A 14,927-nucleotide genomic window follows, 5' to 3' on the forward strand; every position below is an offset into this window, starting at 1 on the left:
GGCCCGGCGAGACGCCTGGCAAACCGACGCTCCGTCGCAGTTTTCCACAGGAATTGGTCCAGGCGTCCCAAGCCGGGGATTCTCCCTTGGGGCGATTGTCCGTCGCGCGAGACGCGCATGCTCTGGTTTGAAGTTCTTCCGGCTCGCTGAGGTCGGCCTCGGCTTGAGAGGCCAAGGCCGCGTCTGTCATGATCCGCCGCCTCTCAAAACCGCCGAACGCTCTCAAGTCTTTGTGTTTTCAAGCACAAGGCGCAGCTTCGACAAGCTTCGGCTTCAAAAAGCCGCTGATCTTCGCCTCATCTGCTGCGGGTCGAATCATTGCGACGCTGAAACTTTTGTCGCAGCAACGTCGGCCTGACAGCGCTTGTTCGGGATGGAAAAACCAGCCTTCGGTCGCGCTTCATGGTTTAGAAACGCGGCGGATTGCTCGTTTCTGTTCTCAAGATTCGTTGCCTTAAGGGCTCGGCAAGCACGATTATCCACATGGAGTACTTGTATTTCGACAGGGCGGGTGTATTTCCAAGTCAAAGAACCACCGGAGAGACACTCGTGGAAGACAAAGCTACCCTGATCGAGCTCACCGCCGAGATCGTCGCCAATTACGTGGCCAATAACAGCACGTCGGTCTCCGATCTGCCGGCCCTGATCCGGGCGACTCACGACGCTCTGGCCGGTATTGGCTCTCCGGAAGCGGCTCCGGTCGAGACCGTTACGAAGGCTACGCCGGCTCAAATCCGTCGCAGCATTACGCCGGACGCCCTGATCAGCTTCGAAGACGGCAAGCCGTACAAGACTCTGAAGCGTCACCTTACGACGCATGGCATGACCGTCGCCGAATACAAGGCCAAGTGGGGCCTGCCGAACGACTATCCCACCACCGCCCCGGCCTATAGCGAAGCCCGCTCGGCCATGGCCAAGGCCCTGGGTCTCGGCCAAGGCGGCCGCAAGGCCAAGGCCCCGCGCGGCCGCAAGGGCTGATCGGTCCTCCACAAGGCCGATATCGAGCAAGACCCCCGCCGGCGACGGCGGGGGTTTTTGCTTGTCGCGCCAGGAGCCGCGGCTTAACGGGCGCCCGGTCCCCAGGCCGCCAGCACGACGTCGCCGCCGCCCACCACCGAGATGGCGTCGACCCGAGCCGTGGCGAAACACTGGCGCGCCTTGACCAGCGTGTAGACGGTATCGTCGATGTGGGTGTCGGGCGCGGCCAGGCGTCCATCATATTCGCCGCAGAACACCTCGGGCCGCTGGCCCAGGGTGGTCAGCTGGCCGTTCAGAACCAGCTTCATGCCGCGCACGAGCCGGTGATAGGCCTGCTGGTTCATCCTGACCTTGTACGCCATGAAAGGTTGGAAGCGCGGCGGCAGCGCCGTTTCGCCGTCGGCATAGGGAATGGCCAGGCCGTAGTTGGTGATGGTGCTCTGAACGCCCACCTCCTGGCGCTTGACCGTGCCTTTCGAGGTTTCGACGGTCGTCGGGCTGCGCAGCTCGCTTCCGTCGAAGAAAGCCGTCTGGAGACGGGGCAGGTTCGGCAGCCCCTGTTGCTCGAAGCCGCTGTAGTTCTCGGCGCTGATCTGCCCCAGGCCGATCATCACGGTCAGTTCGCCGCGCGAATAATCGTAGCGCCAGCGAGCGGGGCTCTGCAGCACCTTCATGGTGCGCTTGCGCTCGTCGACGAAGGGGATAGCGATCTGGAAGCGGCGGCCGGCCAGCGATTCCGCCGTGGGCGTTTCCCGCGCAGTCTCCATGGCGTCGCGCAGAGCGGCCGCGTCCAGAACCTGGCCGGAACTCGTCGCCAACAGGCTCGCCGCCAAAAGACCGCCGATCATCGCCGAGTTCTCCGGTACGTCGCCCCTAGGAGAACCCTGAGTTGATTCACGGTCAAGGCCCCAGCCAATCCGTTGGGGCGCCGACGGACCCGCGGCCGGCTCAGACGCCGCTGAGCTCCAGGCCCGGCGCGTCGGGATCGCGCGAACCGCCGCCGTTCAGCGGGCGCTGCATCCAGACCAGGTCGACCCAACGGCCGAACTTGTAACCCATGGCGGGGAACACGCCCTTGCGTTCGAAGCCGAGGGCGGCGTGCAGGCCGATCGAGGCGGCGTTGCCGCTGTCGCCGATCACCGCGCAGATCTGGCGCAGGCCCAGGGCCTCGCAGGCGTCGATCAGGGCCGACAGCAGCGCCTTGCCGACGCCCTTGCCCACGGCGTCCGGGCCGACATAGACGCTGTCCTCGACCGTGTAGCGATAGGCGGCGCGCAGGCGGAACGGCCCGGCATAGGCGTAGCCGACGACCACGCCGTCCCGTTCAGCGACCAGATAGGGCAGGCCCTTGGCCAGGAAGGCCGCGCGGCGTCGCCCCATCTCGGCCGCGTCCGGCGGAACCTCTTCGAAGGTGCCCAGGCCGTTGAGCACGTTCCAGCCGTAGATGGCGGTGATGGCGGAGACGTCGGCGTCGGTGGAGGGGCGGATGGTGATCGCGGCCATCTAGATCCTCCCCCTTTGGGGGAGGTGTCGCGGAGCGACGGAGGAGGGAGTGATCGAACGCCCGACGTATTCCCCCACCGGCGCTTCGCGCCGCCTCCCCCACAGGGGGAGGATCTTGTTCTTCGAAGCCTCGCTCGTCACGCCTTGGTCCATCCCTTGTCGACCGCCCACACGGCGAAGGCGTAGTCCAGGGCGATCTCCTTGAGGAAGTCGAACCGGCCCGAAGCGCCGCCGTGGCCGGCCTCCATGTTGATCTTGAGCAGGATCGGGGCGCCGCTGGTCGTATGTTCGCGCAACCGGGCCGTCCACTTCTCCGGCTCCCAATAGGTCACCCGCGGGTCCGACAGGCCGCCGGTGGCCAGCACGGCCGGATAGGCCCTGGCCGTCACGTTGTCGTACGGGGAATAGCTGGCGATGTAGTCGTAGGCTTCCGGGTCCTCCAGCGGATTGCCCCATTCGGGCCATTCCGGCGGGGTCAGGGGCAGGGAGGTGTCGCTCATGGTGTTGAGCACGTCGACGAACGGCACCGCCCCGATGATCCCGGCCCACAGGTCGGGGCGCAGGTTGGTGATCGCCCCCATCAGCATGCCGCCGGCCGAGCCGCCATAGGCCACCGTCCGGCCCTTGGCCCCGTAGCCGGCCGCGTGCAGGTGCTCGGCGCAGGCGATGAAGTCGGTGAAGGTGTTCGTCTTCTTGAACTTCCGGCCCTCCAGGAACCAGCCGTAGCCCTTTTCCGAACCGCCGCGGACGTGGGCCGTGGCCCAGATCCAGCCGCGGTCGACCAGGCTGAGGTTGCGGATCGAGAACGACGGGTCCATCGACATGCCGTAGCTGCCATAGCCGTACAGCAGCAGCGGCGCAGCGCCGTCCAGGGCCACGCCCTTCTTCATCAGCACGGTGATCGGGACCTCGGCGCCGTCGGGGGCCTTGGCGTAGAGCCGCCGCGTGACATAGGCGGCCGGATCATGGCCGGAGGGAATCTCCTGGGTCTTGCGCAGGGTCTTCTGGCCCGTGGCCATGTCGTAGTCGAACCACTGCCGAGGCGTGGTCGGCGACTGATAGACATAGCGCATCACCGGGGTGTCGAACTCGTAGCCGCCCTCCAGACTCAGGACATAGGCCTCTTCGTCGATCGTGATCGGCTTTTCGGCCCGGCTGGTCCGGTCAGTGACGACGATCCGGGTGTTGGCGTTGACCCGCTCGATCCGGACCAGGTGGTCCTTGTAGGCGGCCAGGCCCGTGATGAAATGGCCGGGCTTGTGCGGGACGAAGTCCTTCCAGTGCGCCCGGCCCGGCGTGGCGACCGGGGCCTCGACCAGCTTGAAGTCGATGGCGTCGTCGGCGTTGGTCAGGATGACGAACCGGCCGTCCCAGTGCTCGACGGAGTAGCGCAGGCCCACGGTGCGCGGCTCGACCACCTTCGGTTCGGCGGTGGGGTCCGAGGCCGGGATCAGCAAGGTCTCGGAGGTTTCGTGGTCGCCGGCGCTGATGACGATGAAGGCGTCCGACCCCGTCGCGCCCACGCTGACGAAGAAGCCGTCGTCGGGCTCGTCATAGACCAGAAGGTCGTCCTTCAGCCCGCCGCGCGCGGGGCGGCGGTAGATCTTGTCGGACCGACCGTTGTCGTCTCGGTGGGTCCAGAAAAGCCACTGTGAGTCGGGCGACCAGGCGAAGTCGCCGGTGCTGCTCTCGACGGGCTCCTTCAGGACCTCGCCGGTCGCCAGGTCCTTCACATAGATGTGGTGGACCTCCGAGCCCTGCGCGTCCTCGGCATAGGCGAACAGCTGGTGGTCGGGGCTGTGGTCGGCGGCGCTGACCTGGCTGTAAGCCTTGCCCTTGGCCAGGGCGTCGCAGTCCAGCAGGATCTCCTCGCCGTCGGTCTTGCCGCGAGGCCGGCGGCAGAAGATCGGGTGCTGGCCGCCGATGTTGAAGCGCGAATAGTATTCCCACGGACCATCGGGGGCGGGGACGCTGGCGTCGTCCTCCTTGATGCGACCCTTCATCTCCTCGAACATCGCCGCCTGCAGCGCCTCGGTCGAAGCCAGCATGGCCTTCACATAGGCGTTCTCGGCGCTCAGGTGTTCCTTGACCTCCGGCTTGATAAGGCTCGGATCGCGCAGGACCTTCTGCCAGTTGTCGTCCTTCATCCAGGCGTAGTCGTCGACGCGGACCCGACCCAGCTGTTCGGTGCGCTTGGGGATCTTGCGGGCGACGGGCGGGACGGGGGGCGACTGGGTCATGCGGGTCTCGGAAACGGCGGCCTTGGGCTTGAAGGCCGACACCGACGTAATGACCGCGGCCGCGCTCGTCATCATTTTGCGCCGGTTCATGGTCAGATTTTCCCCCGTGATGCGTCAGAACGCCAACTTGTGCGCCCTGACGACGCTGGTCAAACTGGCCCTCGCGTAGGGTGAATCGGGGGCTTGAGGGCTTAGATGGCTTGGGACCTGTCGGTCGATCTGATCCAGGCTACCGTGCAGCTCGAGCAGCCGCTCGGCGACGGATCGCGAACCGTCGGCACCGGCTTCCTGATCGAAAATCCCACGCCCGACGGCCGGCCGCGCACCATCCTGGTCACCGCCGCCCACGTCTTCGACAAGATGCCCTCGGCCTCAGCCAAGATCGGCTACCGCATCCAGAGCGCCGATGGCGTCTGGCGCTATGATCCCCACACCCTGAAGATCCGCGACGGCGACCATCCGCTGTGGGTCAAGCACCCCACCCGCGACGTCGCCGCCATCGAGGTCGAGGCCCCGCCGGAATTCGCCAAGGCGGCGATCCCCCTGGCCTGGCTGGCCCAGGATGACACCTTCAACAAGTACAGCCTGGGTCCGGGCGACGAGATGATGGCCCTGGGCTTCCCGCGCGGCCTGTCGGCCAATCCGGCCGGCTTCCCGATCCTGCGGTCCGGGCGGGTCGCTTCCTACCCGCTGGCCCCGGCCAGCGTGTTCCCCACCTTCCTGATGGACTTCTCGGTGTTCCCCGGCAATTCCGGCGGGCCGGTGTTCATGGCCCAGGGCGCGCGTCGCCGGCCCGGCTCGACCGAGAGCCAGGAGGTGCAGTTCGTGGCCGGCATGCTGACCCAGCAGGTCGAGCTGTCGGGCGAGCGCCTGGAGATCGGCATCGTCACCCACGCCAAATATATCCGCGAGACGGTGGCCATGCTGGACAAGCTGGCGGGGCCGCCGCTGATCCAGGCCAGCCCCGCCAAGCCGGTCGTGCCCTCGACCCAGGCCGCGACCCAGGCCGCCGCGGCGGTGTCAGTCACCGCCATCGCCGTCTCACGGTAGGATAGCCGACACAGGAACCTCGCTCCGGGCCTCCCGTTTGTAAGGGGAGTTCAAATCCAGCAGGAGCGAGCCATGAGCACCAATCGAGTCGAAGGCGCTGTCGACAAGGGCGTCGGCGCCGTCAAGGAAGCCGCCGGCAAGGCCACCGACAACGAGCGCCTGGAAGCCGAAGGCAAGGCCCAGAAGGCCAAGGGCGACGTCCAGAACAAGGTCGGTCAGGCCCAGGACAAGATCGGCGACGCGATCAAGCACTAGGCTTGGTCGAACGCTAGACGAGCAAACGGCCGCGGGAGCGATCCCGCGGCCGTTTTCTTTGCTCCAACGGGCGGGGACAGGCGCATGCGCCTGTCCCCGATCCAGTTACCCGTAGAGGATCGAGATCGTCTCGGCCACGCAGGCGGGGCGTTCCTCGCCCTCGATCTCGATGGTGCACTCGTTCTTCATCTGCAGACCGCCCGCCTTGGGCTCGACGCCGAGCAGCTTCTGGCGCATGCGCACCCTCTTGCCGACCCGGACCATGCCGGTGAACCGCACCTTGTCGCAGCCGTAGTTGATGCCGCGCGTCACGCCGGTGACGCGCAGAATGCCTTCGCCCAGCATCGGGATCAGCGACAGGGTCAGGAAGCCATGGGCGATCGGCCCGCCGATCTCGCGGGTGGCGCGCTCGACGTCGACATGGATCCACTGGTGGTCGCCGGTGGCCTCGGCGAACTGGTTGACCCGCTCCTGGCTGATCTCGACCCAGTCGGAGACCCCGATCTCCTGGCCGACCAGGCTGGCGACGTCGGTGTAGGCGACTTCCTTCATGGCGTTCCCGCTCCCAAACATTTGTTTGGATAGAGACCAGCCGCCGCGCCCGCGGTCAAGCCGCGAAGGTCTGGACCACCAGCCAGGCGTTGGCCGACGAGATCACCCCGAACAGGCTCCAGGCTACCGCCTTGGTGACCGGGCCGTTGGCGAACACCCCCATCAGCGCCCTGTCGTCGGTGAAGCGCAGCAGCGGAAAGATCGCGAACGGCAGCTGGGCGCTCAGCACCACCTGGGTCAGGACCAGCAGCTTGCCGACGGAATGCTCGCCCATCGTCAGCACGCCGACCAGGGCCGGGACGATGGCCAGGCCCCGGGTGATCAACCGCCGCTGCCAGCAGGGGATGGACAGGTTCAGGAAGCCTTCCAGGATCACCTGGCCGGCGATGGTGCCGGTGAAGGTCGAGCTCTGGCCCGAGGCGAACAGGGCGATCCCGAACAGCAAGCCGGCCACGGCCGCGCCGGTCAGAGGCGCCAGCAGGCGGTGGGCCTCCTCGATGCCGGCGACTTCGGTATTGCCCGTCCGGTGAAAGGCCGAGGCCGCCAGGATCAGGATGGCGGCGTTGATGAACAGGGCCACGGCCAGCGAGGCCACGGTGTCCAGCGTCGCCAGCCGCAGGGCCGCGCGCTTGCCGGGCTCGTCGACGGGGACCACCCGCGTCTGGACGATCGACGAGTGCAGATAAAGGTTATGCGGCATGATCGTCGCCCCGACGATGCCGATGGCCAGGTACAGGGCGTTGCCCTGCTTCAGGGCCTCCAGCGACGGGACCAGGCCGCGCGCCACCTCGCCGGCGTCGGGCCTGACCAGGATCAACTGGACCAGGAAGCAGATGCCGATCGTGCCGACCAGGCCCAGGATGATCGCCTCCAGCTGCCGGAAGCCCTTGCCCTTCAGGCCCAGCACGATGACCGTGTCCAGCGCGGTCAGCAGGACTCCAGCCCACAAGGGAACGCCCAGGAGCAGCTTGAAGGCCAGGGCGCTGCCCAGCACCTCGGCGATGTCGCAGGCGATGATGGCGACTTCGGCCAGCAGCCACTGGACCTTGACCGTGCGCGGGCCGTAGCGCTCGCGCGACATCTGGGCCAGGTCGCGGCCGGTGACCAGGCCCAGGCGCAGGCTCAACGTCTGCAGGACGATGGCCGCCAGGCTCGACAGCACCACCACGAACAGCAGGGCGGTCCCGTAGCGCGAGCCCGCCTCGATGTCGGTCGCCCAGTTGCCGGGGTCCATGTAGCCGACGCTGACCAGCAGGCCGGGGCCGGCGAAGCGCAGGGCCCGCTTCCAGGGCGACAGGCCGTCGGGTACGGCCACTGCGCCGCGCACCTCGGCGGGACAGAAGGGCGCGGTGGCGGTCTTGGGCAGGGCGAACATGGCCCGAGCGTTAGCGTGGATTCGCGCGGGGTATAGAAGGGAAAGGTGAGGATCCGCATCGCCGCCGCCATGGCGCGTCGGGTCTACGCCGTCCTTGAAGACAGGTCACGCGGCCCCACGATTGGAGAACGTACGGGCGGGAGTTGCTCATCATTCATACGCATGTTTGACTGCGCGAAATCCGGAGGAACACCATGGCCGCGCCCAGCTTCGAGACCCTGATCTACGCCGTCGAGGACGGGATCGCGACCGTCACCCTGAATCGTCCGGACAAGCTGAACGCCTTCACCGCCCGGATGATGAAGGAGCTGATCGAGGTCTTCGACATCACCGACGCCGAAGACGCCGTGCGTGTGGTGATCGTCACCGGCGCGGGCCGGGCCTTCTGCGCGGGGGCGGACCTGTCAGCCGGCGGGGCCACCTTCGATCGCACCAGCCCCCAGGCCATCGAGCGGGAAGAGGGCAAGGTCGGCGACGTTTATCGCGACGGCGGCGGCCGGGTGGTGCTGCGGATGTATGAAAGCCTCAAGCCGATCATCGCCGCGGTCAACGGTCCGGCGGTCGGGGTGGGGGTGACCATGCAGCTGCCGATGGATATCCGCCTGGCCTCGACCGACGCCAAGTTCGGCTTCGTGTTCGCCCGCCGAGGCATCACGCCCGAGGCCTGCTCGTCCTGGTTCCTGCCGCGGCTGGTCGGGATGCAGACGGCGCTGGAATGGTGCTTCACCGGCCGGGTGTTCGGCGCCCAGGAGGCCAAGGAGCGCGGCCTGGTCCGCTCGCTGCACGCGCCTGACGAGCTGCTGCCCGCCGCCCGCGCCCTGGCCCGGGAGATCGCCGACAACACCGCCCCGGTTTCGGTGGCGCTGTCGCGGCAACTTTTGTGGCGCATGGCCGGCGCCGACCATCCAATGGAAGCCCACAAGGCCGACAGCCGGGCCATCCAGTCGCGCGGCGCGGCCGGCGACGCCCGGGAAGGGGTCAGTTCCTTCCTGGAAAAGCGCGCGCCGGTCTATCCCGACCGGGTCTCGGCCGACCTTCCCGACATCTGGCCGGCGTGGGGCGAGCATCCGTTCCGGTAGGCGCGACGCATTCCGGATGGTCCCGACCCGGAGAAGGTGCATGGAAGCTCCTCGCCCTGTCCCTGAGCGCTCCACCTGACGCCGCTACGACTGCGGTCCATGACCTCGGCCGACCGCCCCCTCGCCAACCAGCACATCGCCGTCCTGCTCGGCGGCCCGTCGGCCGAGCGCGAGGTCAGCCTCGCCACGGGAGCGGCCTACGCCGGCGCGCTCGAGCGGCTGGGCGCCCGCGTCAGCCGCGTCGACCCGGGTCCCGACATCGCCCAGGTCCTGACGGCCCTCAAGCCCGAGCTCGTGGTCAACGGCCTGCACGGCCGCTGGGGCGAGGACGGTTGCGTGCAGGGCGTGCTGGAGACCCTGGGCCTGGCCTACACCCACTCCGGCGTCCTGGCCTCGGCCCTGGCCATGGACAAGGCCCGTAGCAAGGTGGTGCTGGCGGCGGCGGGGATCCCCGTGCCCGGCGGCCGCCTGTTCAACCGGCACGATGTCGCGCGCGACCATGTGATGCAGCCGCCCTACGTGGTCAAACCCAACGCCGAGGGCTCGTCCGTCGGGGTGTTCATCGTGCGCGAGGGCGCCAACGGACCGCCACGCGAAGTGGCCGCGCCGGACTGGACTTTCGGGGAAGAGGTGATGGTCGAGCCCTACATCCCCGGGTTGGAGCTTTCCGTCGCAACCCTTGGCCAGGCAACGGGTCCGAGGGCCCTGGCGGTCACCGAGATCCGCCTGTCCACAGGTTTCTATGACTACCAGGCCAAGTACGCGGAAGGCGGCTCGGTCCACGTTCTGCCCGCCCCGATTCCGGACGCCATAAGGGACCGCGCCCTGCATTTCGCCAAGCTTGGCCATGCAAGTCTTGGTTGCCGAGGTGTGACCAGGGCGGACTTCCGTTATGACGGAATTAACGACCTTCTGGTCCTTCTAGAGGTCAATACGCAACCTGGCATGACACCCACTTCGCTCGTCCCCGAGCAGGCGGACCACGCCGGAGTCTCGTTTGATCGTTTAGTGTTCTGGATCGTGGAGGACGCTTATGCCCGCAAGTGTGCGGGGGGGACCGCGTAAGCCAACGCGCCCCCGGGCCGAAGCGCCCGCAAGTCCGAAGGCTCGACCGGCCGCGCGCAACGCCGCGCCGCCGGCTGGGAAGCTGCAAGCCGCACGCAGCGGCGTGGGCGTGTCGCCCGGCCTGGCCCTGAGCGTGGCCGGCGGCGCCCTGGTCGTGGCCCTGGTCGCCACCCTGGCCACCGGCCATCGGGCCGAGCGCCTGGGCCAGGCCATGGCCCGCGGCGTCGATGGCGAGTTCGCGGACCTGGGCTTCAAGCTGAAGACGGTGCACATCGAAGGCGCCTCGCCGATGGCCAAGGCCGACATCCTCAACGCCACGGCCCTGTACCAGGACCAACCGATCCTTGGCCTGGACCTGGCCGACCTGCGCTCGCGGGTGGAGGGCGTGGGCTGGGTCAAGTCCGCCAAGGTCGTGCGCCTGCTGCCCGACACCGTGTTCATCTCCGTCGAAGAGCGCCCGGCCCTGGCCGTCTGGCAGCATTCCGGCGCCATGCGGGTGATCGACGGCGAGGGACGGATCATCCGCGAGGCCGACGCCGCGCGCTTCCCGCAGCTGCCGCTGGTGGTGGGGCAGGGCGCCGACCAGGCCGCCGGCGCCATCCTGCCGGCCGTCAACGCCCGGCCGCGCCTGCGCGACCGCCTGGAGGCCCTGGTGCGCGTCGACGACCGCCGCTGGGACCTGCGTCTGAAAGATGGTTCGCTGATCCAGCTGCCGGCCATTGACGAAGAGTCCGCGCTGATTCAATTGGATCAACTCGATCAACGACAACGAATCCTCGATCTCGGTTTCGCGCGCATCGACCTGCGCGACCCGGAGATGGTGGCCGTAAGGCCTCGCGACGCGGTGCTGCCCGGGCAGCCCGTGGCCGGAGGGGCCTGAACATGAACTTGTGTGTGAGGTGACTGTAACCATGTCGCGACTGGATGACCGGAAGCAAGCCCGCGAAGGCTTGAAGGCGACGCTCGTGCGTCAGCCGGCGGTCGCGGCCGTCGATCTTGGCGCGTCCAAGGTCACCTGCTTCATCATGAAGGCCGACGGGATCCACCGCGACAACCGCACCCTGACCACCGCCGGCGTCGGCTATGTGCAGTCGCGCGGCGTCCGCGGCGGGGCGATCGTCAACCTCGACGAAGCGGCCCAGGCCATCGCCCAGGCCGTTGAGCGGGCCGAGACCGTGGCCGGCGTCAACGTCCAGGGCGTCAGCGTTTGCACGGCCGGCGGCCAGCTGGCCAGCCATCGCGTCCACACCCAGGTGTCGCTGGGCGCCCGGCCGATCGGCGACGGCGACCTGTCGCGCGCCATCGCCTCGGCCCTGGCCCAGGTCCGCATTCCCGGCCGCAAGCCGATCCACCTGCTGCCGATCGCCTGGTCGGTCGACGGCCAGCGCGGCATCCGCGACCCGCGCGCCATGTTCGGCCGCGCCCTGGGTCTGGAGCTGCTGGTCGTCTCGATCAACGAGAACATCTTCCACACCCTCGCCCACTGCGTCGAGCGGGCCCATCTGTCGTTCGAGGGCGTGGTCGCCGCGCCGTTCGCCTCGGCCCTGGCGGCCCTGGAAGAGGACGAGATGGACCTGGGCGCGGTCTGCATCGACATGGGCGGCGGCTCGACCTCGGTGGCGGTGTTCAACAACGGCGCCCTGTGCCACGTCGACAGCCTGGCCGTCGGCGGCGGACACGTCACCCAGGACATCGCCCGCGGCCTGCAGACCTCGGTCGCCGGCGCCGAGCGCATCAAGACCCTGCACGGATCGGCCATCGCCTCGGCCAACGAGGACCGCGAGATGATCGAGGCCCCGCCGCGCGGCGACGATCCGGGCGCGGGCCCGGTGATCGCGCCCCGGTCGCTGCTGAAGGGCATCATCCAGCCGCGCGTCGAGGAGACGCTGGAGCTGCTGCGCGAGCGCCTGAAGGCCTCGGGCGCGCCGGTCGAACCGGGCGCGGGCATCGTGCTGACCGGCGGGGCCAGCCAGCTGGCCGGCGTCCGCGAAGTGGCCGTGCGGGTCTTCGACCGTCCCGTGCGCCTGGGCCGTCCGCGCCGGGTGCCGCACCTGGCCGACGCCGCCTCGGGGCCGGCCTTCTGCGCCGCCGCCGGCGTGCTGCACCGCTCGGCCTTCGGTCCGCGCGAGGTGGTCTCGCCCAAGGCCCTGGCCGGCGCGGCGATCCGCAAGCGCCCGCTCGATCCCAACGCCAGCCCGGTCGCCCGGGCCGCCGCCTGGCTGCGCGATAATCTTTGATCGGACGGTCGTGGGGATGGCCCCGCGTCGCATGACTTCGCGCCAGCTTGGCTGAGCCGCAACCGCGGGCGTGCGACTGTAAATTTTTGTGACCCGACGATTTTTTCGTCTTGGCCAAGCTCGTTAAGAACAGCGGCCAAGTCTTAAACGGTCTTAAGCATGACCGTTTACGATCTAAGTGTCGGAAACACCTGACAGCCTAGTTTTCGAGGCTTTGGAAACCGGGTTTTCCAAGGGTTTTTCGCTCAGCGGCGTTCCGCCGCACGGCGGTTTTGGCTAGGCTCGGGAACCCAAGGAATCCCTGGCGATTCCTTTGGATAACTGGATTTTTTCGGCCAGTTTGGGATCGACCCCGGGCCGACTCAGCTTATGCAGTTAACCACCGATTAAGGTTGGTGGTTGTTCTGTTAACCCGATCGTCGAGATGACTCCCGGCGGTTGATCCGCTCGGTAGTTGACGAATTCGGCGTTTAGGACGCGAGGGTCCCATGGCTATTTCTCTTTCCGCGCCGCGTACCACTGAACTGAAGCCGCGTATCGTGGTGTTCGGCGTCGGTGGGGCCGGTGGCAATGCTGTCAACAACATGATCGAGGCTGGCCTCGAGGGTGTTGAGTTCGTGGTGGCCAACACCGACGCGCAGCAACTCCAGTTCGCCAAGACGGACCGCCGCATCCAGCTGGGCGTGCAGGTCACGCAGGGCCTGGGCGCCGGCGCTCACCCCGAAGTCGGCATGAGCGCCGCCGAGGAGAGCTTCCCCGAGATCGGCGAGCATCTGGACGGCGCGCACATGGTGTTCATCACCGCCGGCATGGGCGGCGGCACAGGCACCGGCGCGGCCCCGATCATCGCCAAGTGCGCCCGCGAGCGCGGCATCCTGACCGTCGGCGTGGTCACCAAGCCCTTCCACTTCGAAGGCCGCCACCGCATGCGCCTGGCCGACGCCGGCATCGGCGAGCTGCAGCGCTACGTCGACACCCTGATCGTCATTCCCAACCAGAACCTGTTCCGCGTCGCCAACGAGCGCACGACCTTCGCCGAAGCCTTCGGCATGGCCGATCAGGTGCTGCACTCGGGCGTCCGCTCGATCACCGACCTGATGGTCCTGCCGGGCCTGATCAACCTCGACTTCGCCGACGTCCGCACGGTCATGACCGAGATGGGCAAGGCGATGATGGGCACCGGCGAGGGCACCGGCGAAGACCGCGCCCTGATGGCCGCCCAGAACGCCATCGCCAACCCGCTGCTGGACGAAGTCTCGCTGAAGGGCGCCAAGGCCGTGCTGGTCAACGTGACCGGCGGCATGGACATGACGCTTCTTGAAGTCGATGAAGCGGCGAACGCCATCTCGGATCAGGTCGATCCGGAAGCCAACATCATCTTCGGCGCCGCCTTCGACCCGTCGCTGGACGGCGTGATCCGCGTGTCGGTGGTCGCCACCGGCATGGACGGCGCCTCCATCGCCCAGATCGAGCCCAAGCCTGTCTCGCGCAACACCACGGCCCAGCCGCTGATCGCCGAGACCCGGCCGGCCGCGCCGCAGGCCGCCCCGGCGCCGGCCCCGGTCACCGCCGAGGCCAGCCGTCCGGGCATGCGCTACGAGCCGCGTCCGATCGAACGTCCCGCCGCCGCTCCGACCGCCTATGCGCCGGAACCGGCCTATGAGGAACCCGCGCCGATCGTCGAGGCCCAGGAAGACCTGCGCTTCGAAGAGCCGGTGGTGGAAGAGCCGCGCATCGCCGCCCCGGCCCCGCGCGTCACCCGCATCGTCGACCCGATGGTCGCCGAGGCCGAGGACGAGCCGCTGTACAGCGAGACCTACGAGGATCGCCGGCAGCAGAAGTCGGGCGGCTGGATGAGCCTGTTCGGCGGCGGTCGCCAGCAGCGCTACGAACAGCAGCCGGCCCAGCAGCCGCGCCAGACGGGCTCGGCCCGTCCGCAGCTGCAGCCGCTGGACCAGCCGACCGCCGACGAAGGCGAGGATCTGGAGATCCCGTCGTTCCTGCGCCGGCTGGCCAACTGAAAGTCGCGACAAGTTTAGTGGCGTACCTGTAAGCGTAAACGAGACCCCCGGGGCGAAAGCTCCGGGGGTTTTGTTTTGGCTGCTGGTAGGGACAGGCGCATGCGCCTGTCCCCATCCCCGTTCAGGCGCGTCAGTGGGTCTTGGCGGCCGCGTCGGCGGCGGCGTCGGTCTTGCGCTCGGCCGCGCCGACGGCGTCGGAGGTGTTCTGGGCGGCCTTGTCGGCGGCGGCCGCCGTGCTGTCAGCCGCCTTGTCCGTGGCCGCGGCGGTGTTGGCGGCCGCGGCGTTGGCGTTGGCGGCGGTGTCCTGGGCGGCCGAGGCCGTGGCGGCGCCGGCCTGGTCGGCGGCGGCGCCGGCGTGGTCCTCGGTCTTCTGCGAGCAGGCCATCAGCGACAGGCTGGCGATCGCGGCGGAAATCAGCAGGGCGGTGCGCATGGGTCTCTCCGTGGCGGCGGGACGTTGATCGTCCTCGCGGTGGTCCGGCGCCGATCGGCGCCGGGCGGGGTGGAGGCGGATGCCTCGCAGGTCCCAACGTCCGGCCCGGCCTTAAGGCTCCGCCTGACGGTGTCGCGGG

Annotated in this window: 15 protein-coding genes and 1 pseudogene; 10 read left to right on the forward strand and 6 right to left on the reverse strand. The window is 68.3% G+C overall.

Annotated features, from left to right (window positions below; all coding sequences use genetic code 11):
* Window positions 1-188 precede the first annotated feature (188 nt).
* Both G3M57_RS08220 and G3M57_RS08225 read left to right on the forward strand, forming a co-directional pair.
* Window positions 189-458 carry a hypothetical protein gene (locus G3M57_RS08220; RefSeq protein WP_156402359.1) on the forward strand — a complete coding sequence of 90 codons (270 nt, stop codon included), beginning with the start codon at window positions 189-191 and terminating at the stop codon, window positions 456-458.
* Between the two features lie 91 nt (window positions 459-549).
* Window positions 550-978: a Ros/MucR family transcriptional regulator gene (locus G3M57_RS08225; protein ID WP_012285398.1), complete on the forward strand. Its 429-nt coding sequence runs from the start codon at window positions 550-552 to the stop codon at window positions 976-978.
* 83 nt (window positions 979-1,061) lie between these two features.
* Here the strand turns inward: G3M57_RS08225 and G3M57_RS08230 are convergent, their stop codons facing one another.
* From G3M57_RS08230 to G3M57_RS08240, 3 genes are all read right to left on the reverse strand, one after another.
* Window positions 1,062-1,826: a hypothetical protein gene (locus tag G3M57_RS08230; RefSeq protein ID WP_056760772.1), complete on the reverse strand. Its 765-nt coding sequence runs from the start codon at window positions 1,824-1,826 to the stop codon at window positions 1,062-1,064.
* A 100-nt stretch (window positions 1,827-1,926) separates the two neighbouring features.
* Window positions 1,927-2,481, reverse strand: coding sequence for a GNAT family N-acetyltransferase (locus G3M57_RS08235; protein WP_163229939.1), 555 nt, complete (start codon window positions 2,479-2,481; stop codon window positions 1,927-1,929).
* 137 nt (window positions 2,482-2,618) lie between these two features.
* A complete protein-coding gene (locus G3M57_RS08240; protein WP_425278112.1) occupies window positions 2,619-4,796 on the reverse strand; it encodes a S9 family peptidase in 2,178 nt (725 codons plus the stop codon).
* Between G3M57_RS08240 and G3M57_RS27420 the strand changes: the two genes are divergently transcribed.
* The 3 genes and pseudogenes from G3M57_RS27420 (at window position 4,720) to G3M57_RS08250 (ending at window position 6,043) form a co-directional block, all read left to right on the forward strand.
* Window positions 4,720-4,890 (forward strand): hypothetical protein, encoded by a 171-nt coding sequence (locus tag G3M57_RS27420; protein ID WP_244322617.1) that lies wholly within the window; start codon window positions 4,720-4,722, stop codon window positions 4,888-4,890. The genes G3M57_RS08240 and G3M57_RS27420 overlap by 77 nt on opposite strands.
* Window positions 4,891-4,916: 26 nt before the next feature.
* Window positions 4,917-5,771 (forward strand): trypsin-like serine peptidase, encoded by an 855-nt coding sequence (locus tag G3M57_RS08245; protein WP_056760780.1) that lies wholly within the window; start codon window positions 4,917-4,919, stop codon window positions 5,769-5,771.
* Window positions 5,772-5,843: 72 nt separating this feature from the next.
* Window positions 5,844-6,043 (forward strand): annotated as a pseudogene (locus G3M57_RS08250) (CsbD family protein).
* Window positions 6,044-6,131: 88 nt separating this feature from the next.
* Here the strand turns inward: G3M57_RS08250 and G3M57_RS08255 are convergent.
* Both G3M57_RS08255 and G3M57_RS08260 read right to left on the reverse strand, forming a co-directional pair.
* The gene (locus G3M57_RS08255) at window positions 6,132-6,578 is read right to left on the reverse strand and encodes a MaoC family dehydratase (RefSeq protein WP_056760786.1); all 447 of its coding nucleotides are present in this window, start codon (window positions 6,576-6,578) and stop codon (window positions 6,132-6,134) included.
* A gap of 55 nt (window positions 6,579-6,633) precedes the next feature.
* The gene (locus G3M57_RS08260) at window positions 6,634-7,953 is read right to left on the reverse strand and encodes an Nramp family divalent metal transporter (protein ID WP_056760789.1); all 1,320 of its coding nucleotides are present in this window, start codon (window positions 7,951-7,953) and stop codon (window positions 6,634-6,636) included.
* A 194-nt stretch (window positions 7,954-8,147) separates the two neighbouring features.
* Between G3M57_RS08260 and G3M57_RS08265 the strand changes: the two genes are divergently transcribed.
* From G3M57_RS08265 to ftsZ, 5 genes are all read left to right on the forward strand, one after another.
* On the forward strand, window positions 8,148-9,032 hold the full coding sequence (locus tag G3M57_RS08265; protein WP_056760793.1) for a crotonase/enoyl-CoA hydratase family protein: 885 nt from the start codon (window positions 8,148-8,150) through the stop codon (window positions 9,030-9,032).
* A 99-nt stretch (window positions 9,033-9,131) separates the two neighbouring features.
* A complete protein-coding gene (locus tag G3M57_RS08270) occupies window positions 9,132-10,097 on the forward strand; it encodes a D-alanine--D-alanine ligase (protein ID WP_056760796.1) in 966 nt (321 codons plus the stop codon).
* Complete coding sequence (locus tag G3M57_RS08275; protein WP_056760799.1) at window positions 10,066-10,977, forward strand: cell division protein FtsQ/DivIB; 912 nt, start codon at window positions 10,066-10,068, stop codon at window positions 10,975-10,977. Before G3M57_RS08270 ends, G3M57_RS08275 begins: the two co-directional genes overlap by 32 nt.
* Window positions 10,978-11,008: 31 nt before the next feature.
* The gene (ftsA, locus tag G3M57_RS08280) at window positions 11,009-12,334 is read left to right on the forward strand and encodes a cell division protein FtsA (RefSeq protein ID WP_163229943.1); all 1,326 of its coding nucleotides are present in this window, start codon (window positions 11,009-11,011) and stop codon (window positions 12,332-12,334) included.
* Window positions 12,335-12,822: 488 nt separating this feature from the next.
* Window positions 12,823-14,355 carry a cell division protein FtsZ gene (gene ftsZ / locus G3M57_RS08285; RefSeq protein ID WP_056760805.1) on the forward strand — a complete coding sequence of 511 codons (1,533 nt, stop codon included), beginning with the start codon at window positions 12,823-12,825 and terminating at the stop codon, window positions 14,353-14,355.
* A 130-nt stretch (window positions 14,356-14,485) separates the two neighbouring features.
* Here the strand turns inward: ftsZ and G3M57_RS08290 are convergent, their stop codons facing one another.
* On the reverse strand, window positions 14,486-14,788 hold the full coding sequence (locus G3M57_RS08290; RefSeq protein ID WP_082564737.1) for a hypothetical protein: 303 nt from the start codon (window positions 14,786-14,788) through the stop codon (window positions 14,486-14,488).
* Between the last annotated feature and the right edge of the window lie 139 nt (window positions 14,789-14,927).

Source organism: Caulobacter rhizosphaerae, from assembly GCF_010977555.1.
Classification (GTDB): Bacteria; Pseudomonadota; Alphaproteobacteria; order Caulobacterales; family Caulobacteraceae; genus Caulobacter; species Caulobacter rhizosphaerae.

Bases quoted from the DNA above. Each gene is read 5' to 3' on its own strand.
- G3M57_RS08245 (WP_056760780.1), top strand. From the start codon at position 4,917: ATGGCTTGGGACCTGTCGGTCGATCTGATCCAGGCTACCGTGCAGCTC.
- G3M57_RS08260 (WP_056760789.1), bottom strand. From the start codon at position 7,953: ATGTTCGCCCTGCCCAAGACCGCCACCGCGCCCTTCTGTCCCGCCGAG.
- G3M57_RS08255 (WP_056760786.1), bottom strand. From the start codon at position 6,578: ATGAAGGAAGTCGCCTACACCGACGTCGCCAGCCTGGTCGGCCAGGAG.
- G3M57_RS08290 (WP_082564737.1), bottom strand. From the start codon at position 14,788: ATGCGCACCGCCCTGCTGATTTCCGCCGCGATCGCCAGCCTGTCGCTG.
- G3M57_RS08235 (WP_163229939.1), bottom strand. From the start codon at position 2,481: ATGGCCGCGATCACCATCCGCCCCTCCACCGACGCCGACGTCTCCGCC.
- G3M57_RS08265 (WP_056760793.1), top strand. From the start codon at position 8,148: ATGGCCGCGCCCAGCTTCGAGACCCTGATCTACGCCGTCGAGGACGGG.
- G3M57_RS08270 (WP_056760796.1), top strand. From the start codon at position 9,132: ATGACCTCGGCCGACCGCCCCCTCGCCAACCAGCACATCGCCGTCCTG.
- G3M57_RS08275 (WP_056760799.1), top strand. From the start codon at position 10,066: ATGCCCGCAAGTGTGCGGGGGGGACCGCGTAAGCCAACGCGCCCCCGG.
- ftsA (WP_163229943.1), top strand. From the start codon at position 11,009: ATGTCGCGACTGGATGACCGGAAGCAAGCCCGCGAAGGCTTGAAGGCG.
- G3M57_RS08230 (WP_056760772.1), bottom strand. From the start codon at position 1,826: ATGATCGGCGGTCTTTTGGCGGCGAGCCTGTTGGCGACGAGTTCCGGC.
- G3M57_RS08240 (WP_425278112.1), bottom strand. From the start codon at position 4,796: ATGATGACGAGCGCGGCCGCGGTCATTACGTCGGTGTCGGCCTTCAAG.
- G3M57_RS08220 (WP_156402359.1), top strand. From the start codon at position 189: ATGATCCGCCGCCTCTCAAAACCGCCGAACGCTCTCAAGTCTTTGTGT.
- ftsZ (WP_056760805.1), top strand. From the start codon at position 12,823: ATGGCTATTTCTCTTTCCGCGCCGCGTACCACTGAACTGAAGCCGCGT.
- G3M57_RS27420 (WP_244322617.1), top strand. From the start codon at position 4,720: ATGCGGGTCTCGGAAACGGCGGCCTTGGGCTTGAAGGCCGACACCGAC.